The sequence below is a fragment of the Ilumatobacter sp. genome, from assembly GCF_030065885.1.
In the GTDB taxonomy this organism is placed as follows: Bacteria; Actinomycetota; Acidimicrobiia; order Acidimicrobiales; family Ilumatobacteraceae; genus Ilumatobacter.
This window is the reverse complement of record NZ_JASJCS010000041.1, coordinates 1-17,376: the sequence shown is the minus strand read 5'-3', so window position 1 is coordinate 17,376 and position 17,376 is coordinate 1. Positions and strand designations below refer to the sequence as shown.

Annotated in this window: 14 protein-coding genes and 1 tRNA gene; 10 read left to right on the top strand and 5 right to left on the bottom strand. The window is 67.8% G+C overall.

What is annotated here, in order from left to right; translation table 11 throughout:
- The first annotated feature begins 18 nt into the window (after window positions 1–18).
- The 5 genes from hrcA (at window position 19) to hemW (ending at window position 4,558) form a co-directional block, all read left to right on the top strand.
- A complete protein-coding gene (gene hrcA / locus QNJ12_RS10780) occupies window positions 19–1,014 on the top strand; it encodes a heat-inducible transcriptional repressor HrcA (protein ID WP_300622642.1) in 996 nt (331 codons plus the stop codon).
- 1 nt (window position 1,015) lies between these two features.
- On the top strand, window positions 1,016–2,146 hold the full coding sequence (gene dnaJ / locus QNJ12_RS10775) for a molecular chaperone DnaJ (protein ID WP_300622641.1): 1,131 nt from the start codon (window positions 1,016–1,018) through the stop codon (window positions 2,144–2,146).
- Window positions 2,143–2,823, top strand: coding sequence for a 16S rRNA (uracil(1498)-N(3))-methyltransferase (locus QNJ12_RS10770; protein WP_367281776.1), 681 nt, complete (start codon window positions 2,143–2,145; stop codon window positions 2,821–2,823). The genes dnaJ and QNJ12_RS10770 overlap by 4 nt, the downstream gene beginning before the upstream one ends.
- A gap of 92 nt (window positions 2,824–2,915) precedes the next feature.
- Entirely contained in the window at window positions 2,916–3,425 is a 510-nt protein-coding gene (locus QNJ12_RS10765; RefSeq protein ID WP_300622640.1) for a transcriptional regulator, read from the top strand.
- Window positions 3,426–3,478: 53 nt separating this feature from the next.
- The gene (gene hemW, locus QNJ12_RS10760; RefSeq protein WP_300622639.1) at window positions 3,479–4,558 is read left to right on the top strand and encodes a radical SAM family heme chaperone HemW; all 1,080 of its coding nucleotides are present in this window, start codon (window positions 3,479–3,481) and stop codon (window positions 4,556–4,558) included.
- A 33-nt stretch (window positions 4,559–4,591) separates the two neighbouring features.
- Here the strand turns inward: hemW and QNJ12_RS10755 are convergent, their stop codons facing one another.
- The gene (locus tag QNJ12_RS10755) at window positions 4,592–5,614 is read right to left on the bottom strand and encodes a 2OG-Fe(II) oxygenase family protein (RefSeq protein ID WP_300622638.1); all 1,023 of its coding nucleotides are present in this window, start codon (window positions 5,612–5,614) and stop codon (window positions 4,592–4,594) included.
- 25 nt (window positions 5,615–5,639) lie between these two features.
- Between QNJ12_RS10755 and QNJ12_RS10750 the strand changes: the two genes are divergently transcribed.
- A tRNA-Val gene (locus tag QNJ12_RS10750) sits at window positions 5,640–5,716 on the top strand.
- An 800-nt stretch (window positions 5,717–6,516) separates the two neighbouring features.
- On the opposite strand, the gene QNJ12_RS10745 is transcribed toward QNJ12_RS10750, so the two are convergent.
- From QNJ12_RS10745 to QNJ12_RS10730, 4 genes are all read right to left on the bottom strand, one after another.
- The gene (locus tag QNJ12_RS10745; RefSeq protein ID WP_367281775.1) at window positions 6,517–7,788 is read right to left on the bottom strand and encodes an IS256 family transposase; all 1,272 of its coding nucleotides are present in this window, start codon (window positions 7,786–7,788) and stop codon (window positions 6,517–6,519) included.
- Window positions 7,789–7,960: 172 nt separating this feature from the next.
- Window positions 7,961–8,752, bottom strand: coding sequence for a hypothetical protein (locus tag QNJ12_RS10740; RefSeq protein WP_300622637.1), 792 nt, complete (start codon window positions 8,750–8,752; stop codon window positions 7,961–7,963).
- A 104-nt stretch (window positions 8,753–8,856) separates the two neighbouring features.
- Window positions 8,857–9,060 (bottom strand): helix-turn-helix domain-containing protein, encoded by a 204-nt coding sequence (locus tag QNJ12_RS10735; RefSeq protein ID WP_300622636.1) that lies wholly within the window; start codon window positions 9,058–9,060, stop codon window positions 8,857–8,859.
- Between the two features lie 286 nt (window positions 9,061–9,346).
- A complete protein-coding gene (locus tag QNJ12_RS10730) occupies window positions 9,347–10,300 on the bottom strand; it encodes an IS110 family transposase (RefSeq protein WP_300622635.1) in 954 nt (317 codons plus the stop codon).
- 107 nt (window positions 10,301–10,407) lie between these two features.
- On the opposite strand from QNJ12_RS10730, the gene QNJ12_RS10725 reads away from it, so the two are divergent.
- The 4 genes from QNJ12_RS10725 to mobF all read left to right on the top strand — a co-directional run.
- A complete protein-coding gene (locus QNJ12_RS10725; protein ID WP_300622634.1) occupies window positions 10,408–11,643 on the top strand; it encodes an IS256 family transposase in 1,236 nt (411 codons plus the stop codon).
- Between the two features lie 263 nt (window positions 11,644–11,906).
- Window positions 11,907–12,158 (top strand): hypothetical protein, encoded by a 252-nt coding sequence (locus QNJ12_RS10720; protein WP_300622633.1) that lies wholly within the window; start codon window positions 11,907–11,909, stop codon window positions 12,156–12,158.
- A complete protein-coding gene (locus tag QNJ12_RS23725; RefSeq protein ID WP_367281774.1) occupies window positions 12,158–12,955 on the top strand; it encodes a transposase in 798 nt (265 codons plus the stop codon). The genes QNJ12_RS10720 and QNJ12_RS23725 overlap by 1 nt, the downstream gene beginning before the upstream one ends.
- 374 nt (window positions 12,956–13,329) lie before the next feature.
- Window positions 13,330–17,376 (top strand): MobF family relaxase (gene mobF, locus QNJ12_RS10710; protein WP_300622631.1); only part of this gene is annotated, 4,047 nt, incomplete at its 3' end.

Genomic DNA, 17,376 nt, shown 5'->3' with positions numbered 1-17,376 from the left:
GTATCCTCGATTGCCAAGATGCTGGACGATCGCAAGACCGCCATTCTCAGCGCCATCGTGCAGGAGTACATCGCCACGGCGCAGCCCGTCGGGTCGTCGCACATCGCCGGCGCGTCCGGCGTCGGCGTCTCGTCGGCGACCGTTCGCAACGAGATGGCGGTGCTCGAACACGAGGGCTTCCTCGTGCAGCCGCACACGTCGGCCGGCCGCGTGCCGACCGACAAGGGATACCGCTTCTTCGTCGATCATCTCGCCCAGCCCGGCCGTGTCGACGCAGCGACGACCCGCGAGGTCGGGGCGTTCTTCGAAGCCGCGCACGGGCGCCTCGAAGAGATGCTCCACCAGACGTCCGACCTGCTCACCAAGCTGACCAACAACGCGGCGGTCGTGCTCGGGCCGAAGGCCGAGGCCATCGCCATCCGGAGCGTGCAGATCGTGCGGCTGTCGTCGAACGCTGCGACGGTCGTGCTGGTCTTCGGCAACGGCAGCGTCGAGAACGAGGTCATCGAGGTCGACGAGAGCGTGTCCGATGCGGCGCTCGCGGCGGCCGGCGTGCACCTGGCTGCTGCGCTCACCGACGAGACGCTGGCTGCGCTCGCCGACGTCACCGCCACCGGCGAAGCGAGCGTCGACGCGGTCTGCGACTCGGCCGTCGTTGCGCTGCGGCAGGCCTCCGACGACGATCACGTCTACGTCGGCGGCGCGTCCTCGGTGGCCGACTCGTTCGACGCCGTCGAGGTGGTGCGCGAGGTGCTGCACACGCTCGAGCAGCAGTTCGTGGTCGTGTCGCTCGTCCGCGACATCGTCGATCGTGGCATGTCCGTCGCGATCGGCGTCGAGCACGGCGTCGAGCCGCTCTCCGCGTGTTCGGTCGTCGTGGCACCGGTGGTCGTCGACGGCGAACACCTGGGGTCGGTCGGCGTGCTCGGCCCCACCCGCATGAACTACCCGCAGGCCCTGGCGACCGTCGACATCGTGAGCGACCGTCTCGGCCGACGACTCGGAGAGGCCTGAGGTGGCTGCCGACTACTACGAACTGCTCGGCGTCTCACGGACGGCGAGCGCCGACGAGATCAAGAAGGCCTACCGGCGGCGCGCCCGCGACCTGCATCCCGACGCGAACCCCGACGATCCTCAAGCCGCCGAGCAGTTCAAAGAGCTGTCGAAGGCCTATGCGGTGCTGTCCGACGACCAGCAACGCGCCCGCTACGACCAGTTCGGCGAGGCCGGCGTCGGCGGTGCCGGCGGTCCGAACATGGACGACCTCTTCGGCGGCGGTCTCGGCGACATCTTCGACGCGTTCTTCGGCGGCGGTGGCGGCGGTCCGTTCGGTGGCGGCCGGCGGGGGCCCAGTGGCCCACCGCGCGGTCAGGACATGGAGGTGTCGGTGGCGATCACGTTCGAACAGTCCGTGTTCGGCGATCAGATCCCCGTCGAGCTCAAGCTGCCGCAGGCCTGCGACGACTGCGACGGCAGCGGTGCTGGTGAGAACACCAAGCCGGTCACGTGTTCCGAGTGCAACGGGTCGGGTCAGGTCCGACGGGTCCGTCAGAGCGTGCTCGGCCAGATGGTCTCGTCGAGCCCCTGCCCGCGCTGCGGTGGCCTCGGCGAGGTCATCACCACGCCGTGCAAGACGTGCCGGGGCGAGGGCCGGGTGACGACCGACAAGACGTACCACGTCGACGTGCCGGCCGGCGTCGTCGACGGTTCGACGCTGCGGCTGACCCGTCGCGGCGCCGTCGGTCCGCGGGGCGGGTCGCCGGGCGACCTCTACGTGCACCTGCGGGTGCGACCGCACGACCGGTACCGGCGCGAGGACGACGATCTGGTGACCGATGTGCCGATCTCCATCGCCCAGGCCGCGCTCGGCACCAAGATCGCCCTCGCCACCCTCGACGGCGACGAGGACCTCGTCGTGCCGGCCGGCACGCAGCCGGGCCATCAGTTCGTGTTGCGCGGGCGTGGCGTGCCGCGGCTGCACGGCCGAGGGCGCGGCGATCTCCGTGCGGTCGTCGACGTCGAGGTGCCGACCAAGCTGACCTCCGACGAAGCCGATCTGCTGCGGACCTTCGCCGAGGGCCGCGGCGAGGAGGTCGGCGAGGCGGGGAGCAGCTTGTTCTCGAAGATCAAGTCAGCGTTCTCGTGACGCCGGCGGCCGCCGAGGTGCTTCGGCGGGCGGCCGCACACGTGCTCGTCGGCGACGTCGCCACACCGGTCCTCGACGACGCCACATCCCATCACCTGAATCGCGTGCTGCGGCTCCGCGACGGCGAGGTGGTCACCATCACCGATGGTTGCGGCCGGTGGCGCACGTGTGCGATGTCGGGTGGCGTGATCGAGCCCACCGGCGAAGTCGGCTGCGTCGATGCCCGCGCCGAACCGGTGACGATCGCGTTCGCGGTCCCCAAGCACGATCGCCCCGAGTGGATCGTGCAGAAGCTCACCGAGCTCGGCGTCGATCGCATCGTGCTGCTGCATGCCGAACGGTCGATCGTGCGGTGGTCGGGGGAGCGCGCCGCAAGGCACGTCGACCGCCTGGTCCGGGTGGCGGGCGAGGCGCTGCAGCAGTCACGTCAGGTGTGGCTGCCGGTGGTGGAGGGGCCGATCGGCGCGAAGGAATTTCTTTCATCTGCCATCGCGGCTGATCACGGGGGTCGTCCGCTCGGTCGTGCCGATCGCTCCATCGCGATCGGCCCGGAGGGTGGCTGGTCGTCGTCCGAACTCGACCGCGCAGCCGGTCGAGTCGGTCTCGGAGCGTCCGTGCTGCGTGTGGAGACGGCCGCGATAACAGTCGCGGCGCGCGTTCTTGGTCACGTACAGTGAAAATCTCGGTGTTGAAGTGGCCATTTCGTCACGGTGTGATGTCAAACGGAGTACGATGCCGGCAGACCACGAGACGTCTGTGAGGAGCTGAGGTGGACACCGATCAGGAACTGGACGACGCCGGTTACAGCGTGCAGGTGGGCGAGCGACTGCGCGCGATTCGCAAGCAGAAGCGACTGTCGCTGCACGACGTCGAAGCCCAGTCCGAGCAGGAGTTCAAGGCGTCGGTGCTCGGCGCGTACGAGCGCGGCGAGCGAGCGCTCTCGCTGCCCCGCCTCGACCGACTCGCGCAGTTCTACCGGGTGCCGGTCGACCAGCTGCTGCCGCGCAACGAGCGCGACCCCGGCGCCGCCGAGGACGGTGACGGGCCGAAGCCCAAGCTGGCGATCGACATCTTGAAGCTCACCCAGCTGTCGGGCGCACCGTTCGAGATGCTCACCCGGTTCCTGCGCATGATCCAGGTCCAGCGCCAGGACTTCAACGGTCGGGTGCTCACCATCCGGCAGGACGACCGGCGGGCCATTGCCGCGATGCTCGACATCCCCGTCGACCAGGTCGCGTTGCGCCTCGAGGCGCTCGACCTCGTGTTCCGTCCTGCCTGAGCCTGGGAGCGCTCTCGCGTCCCGCTGCCGCCGGATCCTGCTTCACTGAGCGGATGCCGGCCGCCGACGATTCGTCGCCCCCGTTCGGTGTGTACCTGCACATCCCGTTCTGCGCGTCGAAGTGCGACTACTGCGCGTTCGCAACCTGGACGGATCGTCATCACCTGACCGACGCCTACCTCCGCGCGCTCGGGGCCGACATCGACGGTGCGGTCACCGACGGCATGCCGACCGCAACGAGCGTCTTCGTCGGCGGTGGCACGCCCTCGACGATCGACGGTCAGGCGCTCGCAGCACTGATCACCGCGATCCCCGTCACCGAGCGCGCCGAGGTCACCGTCGAGTGCAATCCCGACGATGTCACCGAGGAGCTGCTGGCCGCATATGCCGCCGCTGGCGTCACTCGCGTCAGCATCGGCGTCCAGTCGATGGCGTCACACGTGCTCGGCGCGCTGGGCCGGCGCCATGACCGGCGCAACGTCGAGCGCGCTGTCGCGGCTGTCCGGGCGGTCGGGCTCCCGACGTTCAACCTGGACGTGATCTACGGCGCGGCCGGCGAGTCGATCGACGACTGGCGCAGCACCGTCGAGGCGGTCGTCGCGCTCGAACCGCCCCATGTCTCGGCGTACGGCCTGACCGTCGAGCCGGGCACGCCGCTCGCGGAGCAGCCTGACCGCCACCCCGACGACGACGACCAGGCCGACAAGTACGAGATCGTCGACGAGCTCCTCACCGCAGCCGGGCTCGAGAACTACGAGATCTCCAACTGGGCGGTGCCCGGACACGAGTGCCGGCACAACGTGCTCTACTGGCTGCAGCAGGACTACCGGGGCTTCGGGTGCGCCGCTCACTCGCACCACGACGGACGTCGGTGGTGGAACGTCCGGACGCCCGATCGCTACATCGACCTGGTAGCGGCGGGCGAGCCGACCGAGGCGGCAGGGGAGGAGCTCGACGAGGCGACCCGCCGGTTCGAGCGCCACGAGCTCCTGCTCCGGATGCGACACGGCGTACCGCTCGACGCGCTCGACGGCGACGCGTTCCCGGGACTGGTCGAGCAACAGGGCGATCGATGGGTGCTCACCCGGTCGGGCCGCCTGATGGCCAACGAGATCAGCCTCCACCTCCACTGACGTCGCAAGTTGTGTCAGACACAACTCGCGACGTCAGTCGGTGACGGTGTCGAAGAGCTCGGGGAACACCCTGGCGACCTTGGCGGTGAGGTACTCGCCGTAGGTGCCGTCCCAGGCGTGCACGCTGGCGCCGTCCCAGCGGCGAGCGGCGTCGTCGGCCGGCGGCGATCCGTCGAGCGGGAGTGGCGTCACCGTCGCGTCCCAGGACGGGTCGTAGAAGAACGGGAACGAGAGCCGGCTCCGACCGCTCGTGTTGCGAACCCGGTGCGGCGTCGACCGGTAGCGACCCTCGGTGAGCCGATCGAGCATGTCGCCGATGTTGCACACGATCGCGCCCGGCTCGGCCGGCACCGCGATCCACCGGCCGTCGGGCGTGCGAACCTCGAGACCGCCTGCTTCGTCCTGGGCGAGCAGCGTCAGGAGCCCGTAGTCGGTGTGCTCGCCCACGCCCCACTCGACAGCCGTCGCGTTGTCGGGCAGCGCCGGGTAGTGGAAGATCCGGAACAGCACGGTCGGATCGGCGGTCAGGTGCCGATCGAACCATTCGGCGTGCAGCCCGAGGCCGACGGCGATGCCCCTCGTCAGCGTCGCGGCGAGAGGCATCAGCGCCTCGATCCATGCCATCGTGGCGGGGCCGAGGTCGCCGGGCGGGAACAGGTTCGCGCCGTGGAGGGGGGTGCCAGTCACGACGCGCGGGTGGTCCGGTGGGTGCTCGATCCCGACGTAGAGCCCCTCCTTGCGGTCCGGCCGCCCCGAGGTGATCTCGCCGCGAACGGGGAACCAGCCGCGCCAGGCCGAACCGGCGCGCAGCATGGTGAATCGCTCCTTGTCGACGTCGGGTTGCTCGAAGAACGCCCGGGCGGCGGTGTCGAGTGCCGTCAGCAGACCTGGCTGCACGCCGTGGCCGACGATGCGGAAGAAGCCGAGGTCGCGGCACGCTCGATCGATCTGGGCAGCGACCTCGTCGACGCCGTCGCCGCCCGCCAGCAGGGGCTCGACGTCGATGAGTGCCACCTCATCGAGCGCAGCGGATCCGGGGTGGGAGCCCGACGGCATGGCTGGTAGCGTACGAGCCCGCTACGGGCGTATGGCTCAGTTGGTTAGAGCGCCACCATGACACGGTGGAGGTCCGAGGTTCGATTCCTCGTACGCCCACCACAAAGGCCCTGGTCAGACGACATTCCCGAGTCGCCGCCAGGGCTTTCGTCTTGTCTGGTACGCGTTTGGTACGCGTTCAGTTCGCGTGGCTCTGGAGAGTGTTCGGCCGACTGCCCCGATTCGCTGTCGTCGGCTGATTCGGTGTGGCGTCTGGCATTCACGACGGATCGGAGAGGCGCACGAATAGCCCTCCCTCCTTGAGAATCTCTGCGTACCAGCTATCTGAGACACGCCGGATCAGACGCCGTGCGCCGTTCGGGGCTGTCCGGTTGGCGTTCTCATTCGGACGCTCGGCCCGGCGGTGCAACATCGGGCGCCCCAGGCTGGTACCACGGGAGGCGACTAATGGGTTGTCGTGCTTGGCGCTTCATCCGGTCATCGTCCCGGCCGAGGCGTGGACGTGTCTGAAGGCCCCGAGCGTCGCGAACCGGGCAACCCTTGCCACATCCAGCGATCGAGACGCTGCTCGCATCACTTGGTTCGGCTTCGGCACGTGAGATGCCGTCCTGTACAACGTGAGCCTCCTCGTAGATCTGTTCATAGCGGGCGGGGCTCCTCGTGTACGCGGCGGCGTGGCGGCGTCGGTGGTTGTACCAGCCGGACGAGGGACACGGTCTCGGCCACCGTCAGTCGTACGTCTCCAAGAGGTGCCACTCGATGACTTCGGCATTGTGGGTCACCCCGAGTTCGCTAGAGCAGCAGCGCAAGCACACCAACAAGGGTCGACGCGACTGCGGGGGACTGTCAGATCGTTGGTGTAACTGATCTGGCTGGTCATTGTTGTTGGGGATCGTAGGGCCTCAGAAGAGGCGCCCTTCGAAGGTGATCGCGAACGCGTTGAGTGCCGGCTTCCAGCGGTTCATCCAGCGTTCCTGGCCGGTGCCTTTCGGGTCAAGCGACCGCACGACGAGGTAGAGGCACTTCAGCGCGGCTTGCTCGTTCGGGAAGTGCCCGCGCGCTCGGGTCGCTCGCCTGAATCGGGCGTTCAACGACTCGATGGCGTTCGTCGAATAGATCACTCGCCGGATCTCGGGCGAGTAGTCGAGGAACGGCACGAACTCCGACCACGCGTTCGCCCACAGCGTGCGGATCGCTGGATACTTGTCGCCCCATCGGTCGTGGAACTCATCGAGCCGGGCCTGGGCGTCGGCCTCGTTGACGGCGGTGTAGACCGGTCGAAGGTCCTTGGCCATCTTGTCCCAGTCCGCCCGACTGGCGAGCCGGAACGTGTTGCGGATCAGGTGCAGCACACAGGTCTGCACGACCGCCAGCGGCCAGGTTGCTTCGATCGATTCCGGCAGACCTTTCAGTCCGTCGCACACCACGATGCAGGCGTCGTCGACGCCGCGGTTCTTGATCTCGGTCAGCACCTGCAGCCAGCACTTCGCACCCTCACCGCCGGTGCCGACCCATAGGCCGAGGATGTCGCGTTTGCCATCAACGCTCACGCCGATCGCCGCGTACACGGGCCGGTTCGCGACTTGGCCGTCGCGGATCTTGACGGCGATCGCGTCGATGAAGATGACCGGATACACCCGGTCCAGCGGTCGGTTCTGCCAGTCGGCGAGCTCGTCGAGCACCCGGTCGGTGATCTTCGAGATCGTCTCCCGCGAGATCTCCGTCGAGTAGACCTCGGCGAGGTGGGCTTCGATCTCACCGGTCGTCAGCCCTTTGGCGGTGAGGGAGATCACCATCGAGTCGACGCCGTCGAGCCGGCGCTGGTTCTTGCGGACCGTCTTGGGCTCGAAGCTGCCGTCGCGATCACGGGGCACGTCGATGTCGACCGGGCCGACCTCGGTGATCACCTGCTTCGACCGGGTGCCATTGCGGCTGTTGCCACCGTCGCGGCCCGCTGAGGCGTGTTTCGGATAGCCGAGGTGTTCTTCCATCTCCACTTCGAGGCCGGTCTCGAGGACCTGCTTGGTCAGATCCGACAGCAGGCCGTCGGGACCGACGAGGCTCTTGCCGTCAGCTCGTGCTTGCTCGACGAGCTGCTCGGCCAGCGTCTGATCCGGCCGCTCCTCGCTCGTGTCGTCGGACGGTGTCGCCACCGCCACATCATGGTTCGTCATGGTCGTCTGTCCTTCCCGCCGAGCGAACCGCTCAGCGTTTCAGGCCAGACCAGTTACACCGCGGATCTGACAGTCCCGACCGAGCGTCTCACGAGCGAGCGGAGGAGCTGCTCGGACTCTGGCGGGGCGCCTCAGTGCTGCGGCCTGCACACCGACACCGACTGATCCGTCCTCAGTCGGGCGTCAATCGATCCAGTTCGTAACACAGCAACGACGTCAGGAACGCCGTTCGCCTTAGCTCGCTCCAGTCCGGATCGGGCGCGCCACGAGCCCGTTCGTCGTGTAGGTGGTGAATCCGTTGGCAGCATCGGACGGTCCAGTCGAGAAGGGAAGTCAAGAGTTCAGGCTGGCGGGGAGGGAGGCGGTTCGGTTCCTTGAGCCACGGTTCGAGCGCGGTGACGACCTTCTCCGGTGAGGTGTCGTGTCCAACGAGGTCGGCCGTCATCGCAGTTATCGCCGACCGCAACGAGCCCCCAATTTCGATCATTGTGTTGTCGTCGCGCGACTCCGTCCACAGCTTGTCAAACGCCGAGGAAAGATGGCGCGAGGCCTCAGGGTGGCGAAGCGCCAGCTGGGCGGGATCCTCTAGCGAAGACCGCACCGCAGACTCGACCTGCTCGATGGAGGATCCTCCCGATTGAACCATCCGCCATCTGTAGAAGCGGACGCCATCGCTTGGGATACGGTAGTTGTTCCGGTCACTGTTCCGGGCTCGGCGAACCAGGCTGGCGTCGATTAAGTCCTGGAGGTCGTTGCCAGTGAACTCGACCTGTGTCCGGCCACGATTCCCGTCCCCCAGCCATAGGAGCTGCTGGCCGTCTCCTGCCATGGTCCTCGTGCGCATCCAGATGAACTCCTGCGTGGCCCCGGATACGGCGGCGAGATGCAGTTGCGCCATTCGGTCGAAGAGGTTCAGAGCGGACTCGTCGAGGCGGCCTTGGACGACTTTGAACGGAGTTCCCATGCGTTCATCCTCTCAGAGGGGTGTCGCATTGAGACCTTGCGACAGATGAGCCCGCTCTCGCCACCGGGACTATCGCCGGAGCCCAGGCGTAGGCAGGCGCGTCGTCACACGCGATGGTCGGCCGCGTACCGATAGGGCAGCTCAGCAACCTCTTGGGCGAGCAGTCGGCAGGATCGGCCAATTCGAATGGGAGTGAGCTCGCCGGCGGCCATGAGTTGGTAGATCTTCGAGCGGCTCAGCGCAAGTCGTCGGCTCGCGTCTTCGATGGTGATCAGCACCTCGGTGGGTGGGGTGGAGGTGTCGGCCACAACGTACACGTTCCCTGCTCGGCTGGTCGGTCCGACGGGAGCGCGCCGTCGGTGGGAGGGAACGATCCTCGAGAACCAAGTCTGTTACGCCACGGCAGGTCGAGCCGCAGGCTTGCGAACGCGCGTTCGATCGCGCGATGCTCCGGTCGTGCTGGAGGGCCACGAAATCGAGCCGCTTCGGAGATCGCATGCGATGTCGTCGCTGGCGCCTGGGCAGGTTGCGGAGCTGCTGGTGACATGTGACGAGCTGGTGCGCCGCCACAGTTGGCGTCCCCTCTCTCCTATGTCAAGCAGCCAGGACGGCAGCGTGACGTTGGGCAGTGTTGGCGTCGGCGAGCATGGCTCGGTAGACGACGTCGGAGAGGCGTCGCTTCAGTGACCGGATTGCTTCTTTGCGGGTGGCGCCCTGATCGGCGCGGCGCTCGAGGAACGCCCGCGCGGCGGGGTGTGATCGGGCTTGGGTGAGGGCGATCCGGTGGATCGCAGCGTTGATCTGTCGGTTGCCGGCGCGGCTCAGCCGGTGACGATCCGGGTGTCCGGACCAGACCGGCGTCGGTGCGGTGCCATTGTGGCGAGCGAATGCGTGTCGGGATCGGAAGCGGCCGATCCCGGCGACCTCACCGATCAGTTTCGCTGAGGCCAGTGGGCCGATGCCGTGGATCTGACGTAGGTTCGGAGCGGATGTCTCGGTGCGGGCCTCGAGTTCGACGCGCAGGTCGTTGATGTCGACGGTGAGCTGACGGATGCGCTCGACGAGGTCGCTGGCGATCCGAGCAATCACCGAGTCGAGCGTCGCCAGGCGGCCAGCGGCGATGTCGAGGTGCTTGAACGTGGTCAGTGCGCGCAGGTCCGGATCCCATGCCGGGTCGATCTCATGGAGGTGCCAGCGGAGCCGGTTGATGTGCCGTGTTCGCTCCGCTACCAGGTCTTCTCGGTGATCGACGAGCAGACGGAGCTCGCGTGCTACGTCGTCGAGATGAGCGATCGGCAGGTCCGGTTCACGCAACGCTGCCCGGGCGACCGCGAGCGCATCGATCGGGTCGGACTTGCCGTAGGTGCGCGCCGAATCACGCGAGTGGGCCATCAACTTCGGTGGCACCCGCACGATCCGCTCCCCAGCGGCAAGCATGTCGCGCTCGAGCCGTCGAGAGAGATGACGGCAGTCCTCGACGGCCCAACAACGAACGTCGCCGAACTGGTCAGCCCATCTGATGATCGCCTGACCACACCAACATGACACTGAGTGAGGTGGTGGAAGTAGCCGAGGTGGTCCACCCGGTGAGGTGGGCCATCGCGTGACCCTTGGTGAGACCTGCGAAAGCACTCACTGAGAAGGATGAACACGCGATGACCCACCATGATGATGCCCGCTTCGACGACCTCGTCGCGCAGCTCGGCGACGGCGACAGCAAGGATCTGTTTCGATTGCTGCTCGAACGCGGGATGCAGGATCTGATCGACGCCGAGCTGACCGCCACGATCGGCGCCGAGCTCCACGAACGCACCGATACTCGAACGAACCATCGCAACGGCGCCCGGCAGCGCACTCTGTCGACGCCGGCTGGTGACATCGAGCTGCGGATCCCGAAACTGCGTGTCGGGTCGTTCTTCCCGTCGCTGCTCGAACCGCGCCGGCGGGTCGATCAGGCGTTGTGGGCGGTGATCATGACCGCCTACATCACCGGCACCAGCACACGGAAAGTCGACGATCTCGTGCGGGCGTTGGGCTGCGAGTCAGGCGTGTCGAAGTCGACCGTGTCACGGATCTGCAAGGGCATCGACGACGAAGTTGCCGTGTTCCGAACCCGACCTCTCGATCACATTGCGATGCCCTACGTCTACTTGGACGCGACCTACATCAAGGCCCGCAACAACCACCGCATCGTGTCCCGCGCGGTCGTGGTCGCCACCGCCGTCACCGCCGACGGGAACCGGGAAGTCCTCGGTCTCGACGTCGGCGACTCCGAAGACGAGGTGTTCTGGACCGCATTCTTGCGCACGCTGCGCGACCGCGGCCTCGACGGCGTGCGCCTGGTCATCTCCGACGCCCACGCCGGCTTGAAAGCCGCGGTCGCCCGCGTGTTCGCCGGAGCGTCATGGCAGCGCTGCAAGGTGCATCTTGCTCGCAACGTGTTGGCCACGGTCAACGCCGCGCACAAAGACATGGTCGCCGCGACGGTGCGCACGATCTACGCCCAACCCGACCCGGCCGCGATCCGCACCCATCTCCACGACGTCGTCACCATGCTCGAACCCCGGTTCCCGATTGCCGCCGAGATCCTCGCCTCAGCCGAAGGCGACGTCACCGCGTTCGCCGCGTTCCCACGCGCGCACTGGCGCAAGATCGCCTCGACGAACCCGCTCGTGCGGATCAACAAAGAGCTCAAACGACGCTCGAACGTCGTGGGGATCTTCCCCGACGACGCCTCAGTGGTCCGCCTCGTCGGCGCCGTCCTGTTGGAACAACACGACGAATGGGCCGTCGCCGAACGCCGCTACCTTTCCGAGGAATCCATGGCTCTCATCGACGCCGACCCCGAGGAGGTGACCACCACCGAGAACCCCGAACTCCCGGCCGCCTAACATCGGCCGACGAAGCCAAGGGTCAAAGACCTACTTCCACCACGCCGCTCAGTGTGATGATGCCGGGGTCAGTGTGATGCTGATCGTCGTGCAGCTGGCTCGCTCAACCACGCCATGCCCTTCGGTGGCCAGGCCCCGTCTTGCGGCCAGCAGCACGATGCGGACCGGCCGGCGTGGCTTGATAGGAGCGTGGCATCGCCCCCACTGAGGTGTGCCCGCCGACCGGTCCTGTCACCGTTCAACCACTGAAAGGCAACAGGACCATGATCACGCTCGGCATCGATGCGCACAAGCGCACCCACACCGTCGTCGCCGTCGACCACCTCGGTCGACAACTCGGCACGAGGACCACCAGGGCGACCACCACCGCAGACCACCTGGCGATCATCCGTTGGGCCGATCAGTTCGGCGACGATCGTTGCTGGGCGGTCGAGGACTGCCGTCATCTGTCCCGACGACTCGAGCGCGACATGCTCGCCGCTGGGGAGCGGATCGTGCGGGTGCACCGAAGTTGATGGCGCACTCCCGGGACTCGGCGCGCACCTACGGCAAGTCCGACCCGATCGACGCGCTCGCCGTCGCACGCGCAGCCCTACGTGAACCCGACCTGCCGACCGCCCATCTCGACGAAGAATCCAGAGAACTCCGTCTGCTCGTCGATCACCGAGAAGACCTGGTAGCCGAGCGCACGAGGCACATCAACCGGCTCCGCTGGCACCTGCATGAGATCGACCCGACGTGGGAGCCTGACCTGCGCACGCTCACCACGTTCGAGCACCTCGCCATCGCCGCCGAGCGTCTGGCGGACATCGACACCGTGATCGCTCGCATCGCCGCCGATCTCGTCGAGCGCATCCGCCAGCTCACCGTCGATATCAACAGTCTGCGAATCGAGCTCGAGCAGCGGACGAAGTCGACGGCGCCGTGCCTGCGCCAGGTCCATGGGGTCGGACCGCTCGCAGCGGCCAAGCTCGTCGGCGAAGTCGCCGGCATCGAACGCTTCAAGTCCCAGCACGCGTTCGCCCGCCACAACGGCACCGCTCCGACACCGGTCTGGTCCGGCAATAGCGACCGTCACCGGCTCAGCCGCGCTGGCAACCGACAACTCAACGCCGCGATCCACCGAATCGCGCTGACCCAAGCACGATCACACCCCGACGCGATCGCGTTCCTCCGCCGTCGAACCGAGGTCGGCGCCACCGGCAAGGAAGCCCTCCGGTCGCTGAAACGACGACTCTCAGACGTCGTGTTCCGAGCGATGCTCGCCGACGCTGCCAGCGCTCGAGAACACCCCGCCGCACACGTCGCTTGACATAGGAGAGAGGGGGCACGGCCCGCCGGCAGGACGCGATCGCCCGGATCCTGGAGGATCTCCCTCAGTCGTTCTCCGCTGTGCGCAGCGCTTTGAATCAGCTGCACGAGCTCGTTCGGTGATCCCACAGTCGCTCATGCCGACGCGAGCGGGACGACGACCGAGTCCCGGCGTCAATCGCATCACGCGGGGACGCTCGCCGAAGCGCGAACTTCCGACCCGCCCGAAGCTCCGACCCCCGGTTGATCAGCGGTGAAAGCAAACGAATCGCGATTCGTTTGCCACACAGTTGCACCAAGGTGTGAGCGGGCCTTCGCGGGAACGTTCCCCGACGTAACAGACCGGGCTCGGCGCGGTCGTTGCCGGGTGCGATGTTGTCGATCTGGAAGCTGCGTGTCGGGGCTGAGTCCTACTACCTCGAGCAGGTCGCTCGCGGGTTGGACGACTACTACACCGGCGCCGGTGAGTCGGCGGGGGAGTGGCTCGGCATCGGCACCGCGACGCTCGGGCTGGCCGGCGCAGTGGCTGCGGACGATCTTCACGCCGTCCTGGCTGGACTCGCGCCGGGCACCGGGCTGTCGCCGAATGGGCAGCAGCTGCGCACGTGGAAAGGGCGCGTGCCCGGGTTCGACATGACGTTCTCGGCACCAAAGTCGGTGTCGGTGGTGTATGCGCTGGGGGATCCGATCGTGCGCGCCGCTGTGGTCGACGCCCACCAGACCGCTGTCGCCGACGCGCTTGCGTGGTTGGAGCGCGAGGCGTGCTTCGTGCGTCGCGGGTCGAACAACCGGATGGTCACCGGATCTGGGTCGGGGTGTCGGCGGATGCGAGCTGCAGGGTTCGTGGCGGCCGCATTCCGGCATCGGGTCTCGCGGGCGGGTGACCCGCAGCTGCACTCGCACGTGCTCGTCGCGAACATCGCCCGAGGGCCCGACGGGCGCTGGACGGCGCTGGATGGTCAGGCGCTGTACCGGTCGGCGCGGGCCGCTGGCGCGCTGTACCAGACGGTGCTGCGAGACGAACTGTCACGCCGCCTTGGTGTCGAGTGGCGACCGGCCCGCAACGACATGGCGGACATCGCCGGCGTCCCGGACCGTGTTCTGGAGCTGTTCTCGAAGCGACGCCACGAGATCGAAGACGAGCTCGAACGCCAAGGTGCGAGTGGGCTGGAGGCCGGCAACGCGGCAGCCTTGGCTACCCGGGCGGCGAAGACCGTGGTCGACACGGCGACGCTGGATGAGCGGTGGCAGGATGAGGCTGCCGCGGTCGGCTTCGGCCCCGCTGATATCGACGCCCTCCTCGCTGCAGGCCGCCCCGATCGGGCGGCGGTACTCGATCCGGACCAGGGCGCGTTGGTCGCCTTGCCTGATCCGGGCACTGGGGAGCTGGCCGAGGTGCGCGTGTCGATCGACGTGTTCGCGTCGAGGATCGCCAACCATCTCCTCAACCGGGATGGGGTGGTGACTCGGCATCAGGTGCAGTCCGAAGTCACTGCCCAGCTACGTGGCGGGGGATCGGTGCGGGTGATCGAGCAACTCACCAACGCCGTCCTCGCCCGCCCCGACTTGGTCCCCGCCTCAGCCGGCGCCGGTGAGGCGGGGTTCGAGCAGCAGTACACCACCCGCCGGCTGCTGTCGATCGAACGCGACCTCATCACTTCGCTGACGCCGTATCCGACCTCCCCGATCCGGCTCGACCCCGCTGCGGTTGAGGAGTGGCTCGCCACCCACGCCACCGACCTGGGCGCTGACCAGGCGGATCTCGTGCGCCGCGTCACCACCCAAGGCCTCGCGGTGGAGGTCGTGGTCGGGCGGGCTGGGACCGGGAAGACCTACGCCATGAACGCCGTACGTCGCCTTCTCGCCGACCCGACGCTGGGCGACTTCCGGGTGGTCGGTGCGGCGCCGACGGGTAGGGCGGCTCGCGAGCTGTCCGAGGGCGCCGGTGTCGAGGCGTTCACCATCGAACGCTTCCTCATCCACGCCGCCGGGCAGCTCGACGAGCGCACGGTGGTGATCGTGGACGAGGCCGGGATGGTCGGCACCGTCAAGCTCCACACTCTCCTCGCCACCTGCCGCCGGCGCGGGGCGAAGGTGATCCTGGTCGGCGACCATCACCAGCTCCCCGAGATCACAGCAGGCGGCGGGTTCGCCGAAGCCGTCACCGCCGCCGGTACCCACGTCTGTGAACTGACGATCAACCGCCGCCAGACCGAGACGTGGGAACACGCCGCGCTCGACCAACTACGCCACGGCGACGTCCGCGCCGCCTGGGACGCCTACATGGCCCACGACCGGGTCGTGATCATCGACCACCCCGACGACCTGCACGCCCGCGCGATCGACGACTGGTGGGACACCCACAGCTCCGGCGAACGAGCGCTGCTGCTCGCCGGAACCCGCCAACTCGCCACGACCCTCAACCGCCTCGCCCGCCACCGCGCCCAGACCGACGGCCACCTCACCGACCCTGAGCTTCACGTCGGCGCACTGGTGATCCAGATTGGCGATCGCGTCCTGCTGACCCGTAATGCCCCCGGCCAGCACGACCTCGACACCGGCCGGACATGCCGAGTCGACAACGGAATGCTCGCCACCATCACCGCGATCGGGCCGGACGGCGCCGTCGACATCCGGCTCGACACCCACCGCCGCATCCGCCTCACGGCCGACTACGTCACAGCGGGGCACCTCACCTACGGGTACGCCATGACGGTCCACAAGGCCCAGGGCGTCACGTGCGACCGTGTCCACGTCATCGGCCCGCACGGCATGTACCGCGAGGCCTACTACGTGGCGATGTCCCGCGCCCGCCACGGCGCCACCCTCTACGCCACCACCGCCGAGGCCGCCGTCGAACGAGCCCACACCAACGGCACCATCCCCCTCCCGTCAGAGCGCGACGACCGGCCCGACGAACAGATCCTCGACACCCTGCAGCGCAGCGAAGCCAAGACCCTCACCCTCCGCCAACACCACCGCCTCGACGACATCGCCGACCTCGCCACCACCACACCACTCGCCGACCTCGAAACCCGCCTCCGCCACATCCGCAACATCCTCACCGCCGTCGAGCGCTCCGGCATCAGACGGCCCGACATGCTCGAGCGCGAGCTGCGCACCGCCGAACACGCCCGCACCCACCTCCAGATCGGAGGCCGCGTCCGAGCCCTCGACGGCTGGGACAACGTCGGCATCGTCACCGCCATCTCCGATCACGCCGCCCGAGCCACCATCCGCTTCACCTCACCGACCGGAACTGTCGCCGTGAAGCAGCTCGATTGGAGCGAAATCCTCTCCATCGACAACCCAGAACCCTCCCCACTCACCGACACCGCCGCCGAAACCCTCGCCCAGCTCCACGCCACCCACGCCAACATCGCCGACGCATGGGCCGCCGCGCTCGCAAGTCATGGAATCGGCGTCGACGATGAACACCTCAGTCGCGCCGCGATCCGCCTGCGCGTCGAACGCTCCTTCCGTGAGCTCGCCGGCCACGCCCCGGGCTGGCTGACCACCTGGTACGGCCAGCGTCCCGCCGACCCCGTCGGCGCCCAGGTCTACGACGACGAGGTCCGCCAACTCGCAACCTGGCGTGACCGACACCAACTCCCCGAAACCGTTCCCGGCTACGGCCCCGAACCCGACAGCCCCGAACTCGCCGCCGAATGGCGAAAGCACATGGACCGCGCCCTCGAAACCCGCCTCTGGCTCCACGACTACCGGCCCACGGAGCCGGTCCTGATCCCCGAACTCGACCCAGCCACCATCGGCGATCGGCTCGACGAGCTCGAACAGATCTTCGCCACCGCACCAGCGGACCAGAGCCGCTTCATCGACGAGCTGCTGCACTCGGAACTGGAACCGGCTGCTGTCATCGACGGTCTCCGCAGCGCATACGCCACCCAACAAACCCGCCGCGACTGGATCATCGAGCATTGGCCCCACATCATCGAACACCGCCAACTCACCACCCTCCGCGACGACCACGACCCCCTCGCAAGGCGGCCACAGCCCCTCGACCCCGACGTCGAAGCGCTGCTCGCCGAGGCGGCTGCCCTCAGCTTGGACACGCCCGAATCCCGAACCCTCGCCGAGATCGACGCCGAACTCGACCAATGCGACCCCGATCGCATCCGTCAACGACTCGCCACCGAGATCGAGACTCTCGAACGGGACCTCAACGCTGTCCACGGCGACCGAACCCTCGACCCTGGTCTGCGGCAGGCCCACGCTGACCGGCTCGAACAACGAGTCCGCGAACTCGAGCGCCGGTATGGCGACCTGGCCCTCGACGCCACTCACGCCCGCTGGGGCGCACCCACCGACCCCCACGTCGCGGAGCTCCACGAGGCGCGCCAGCGGCGCATCCACCACCTCACCCACACTGCCATCGACGCACGGGAGACATGGGTCACGGAC

Excerpts from the sequence above, each read along its gene's own strand:
- QNJ12_RS10745 (WP_367281775.1), bottom strand. The coding sequence starts at position 7,788 with ATGACGAACCATGATGTGGCGGTGGCGACACCGTCCGACGACACGAGC.
- QNJ12_RS10755 (WP_300622638.1), bottom strand. The coding sequence starts at position 5,614 with ATGCCGTCGGGCTCCCACCCCGGATCCGCTGCGCTCGATGAGGTGGCA.
- QNJ12_RS10740 (WP_300622637.1), bottom strand. The coding sequence starts at position 8,752 with ATGGGAACTCCGTTCAAAGTCGTCCAAGGCCGCCTCGACGAGTCCGCT.
- QNJ12_RS23725 (WP_367281774.1), top strand. The coding sequence starts at position 12,158 with ATGGCGCACTCCCGGGACTCGGCGCGCACCTACGGCAAGTCCGACCCG.
- QNJ12_RS10720 (WP_300622633.1), top strand. The coding sequence starts at position 11,907 with ATGATCACGCTCGGCATCGATGCGCACAAGCGCACCCACACCGTCGTC.
- hemW (WP_300622639.1), top strand. The coding sequence starts at position 3,479 with ATGCCGGCCGCCGACGATTCGTCGCCCCCGTTCGGTGTGTACCTGCAC.
- QNJ12_RS10725 (WP_300622634.1), top strand. The coding sequence starts at position 10,408 with ATGACCCACCATGATGATGCCCGCTTCGACGACCTCGTCGCGCAGCTC.
- hrcA (WP_300622642.1), top strand. The coding sequence starts at position 19 with ATGCTGGACGATCGCAAGACCGCCATTCTCAGCGCCATCGTGCAGGAG.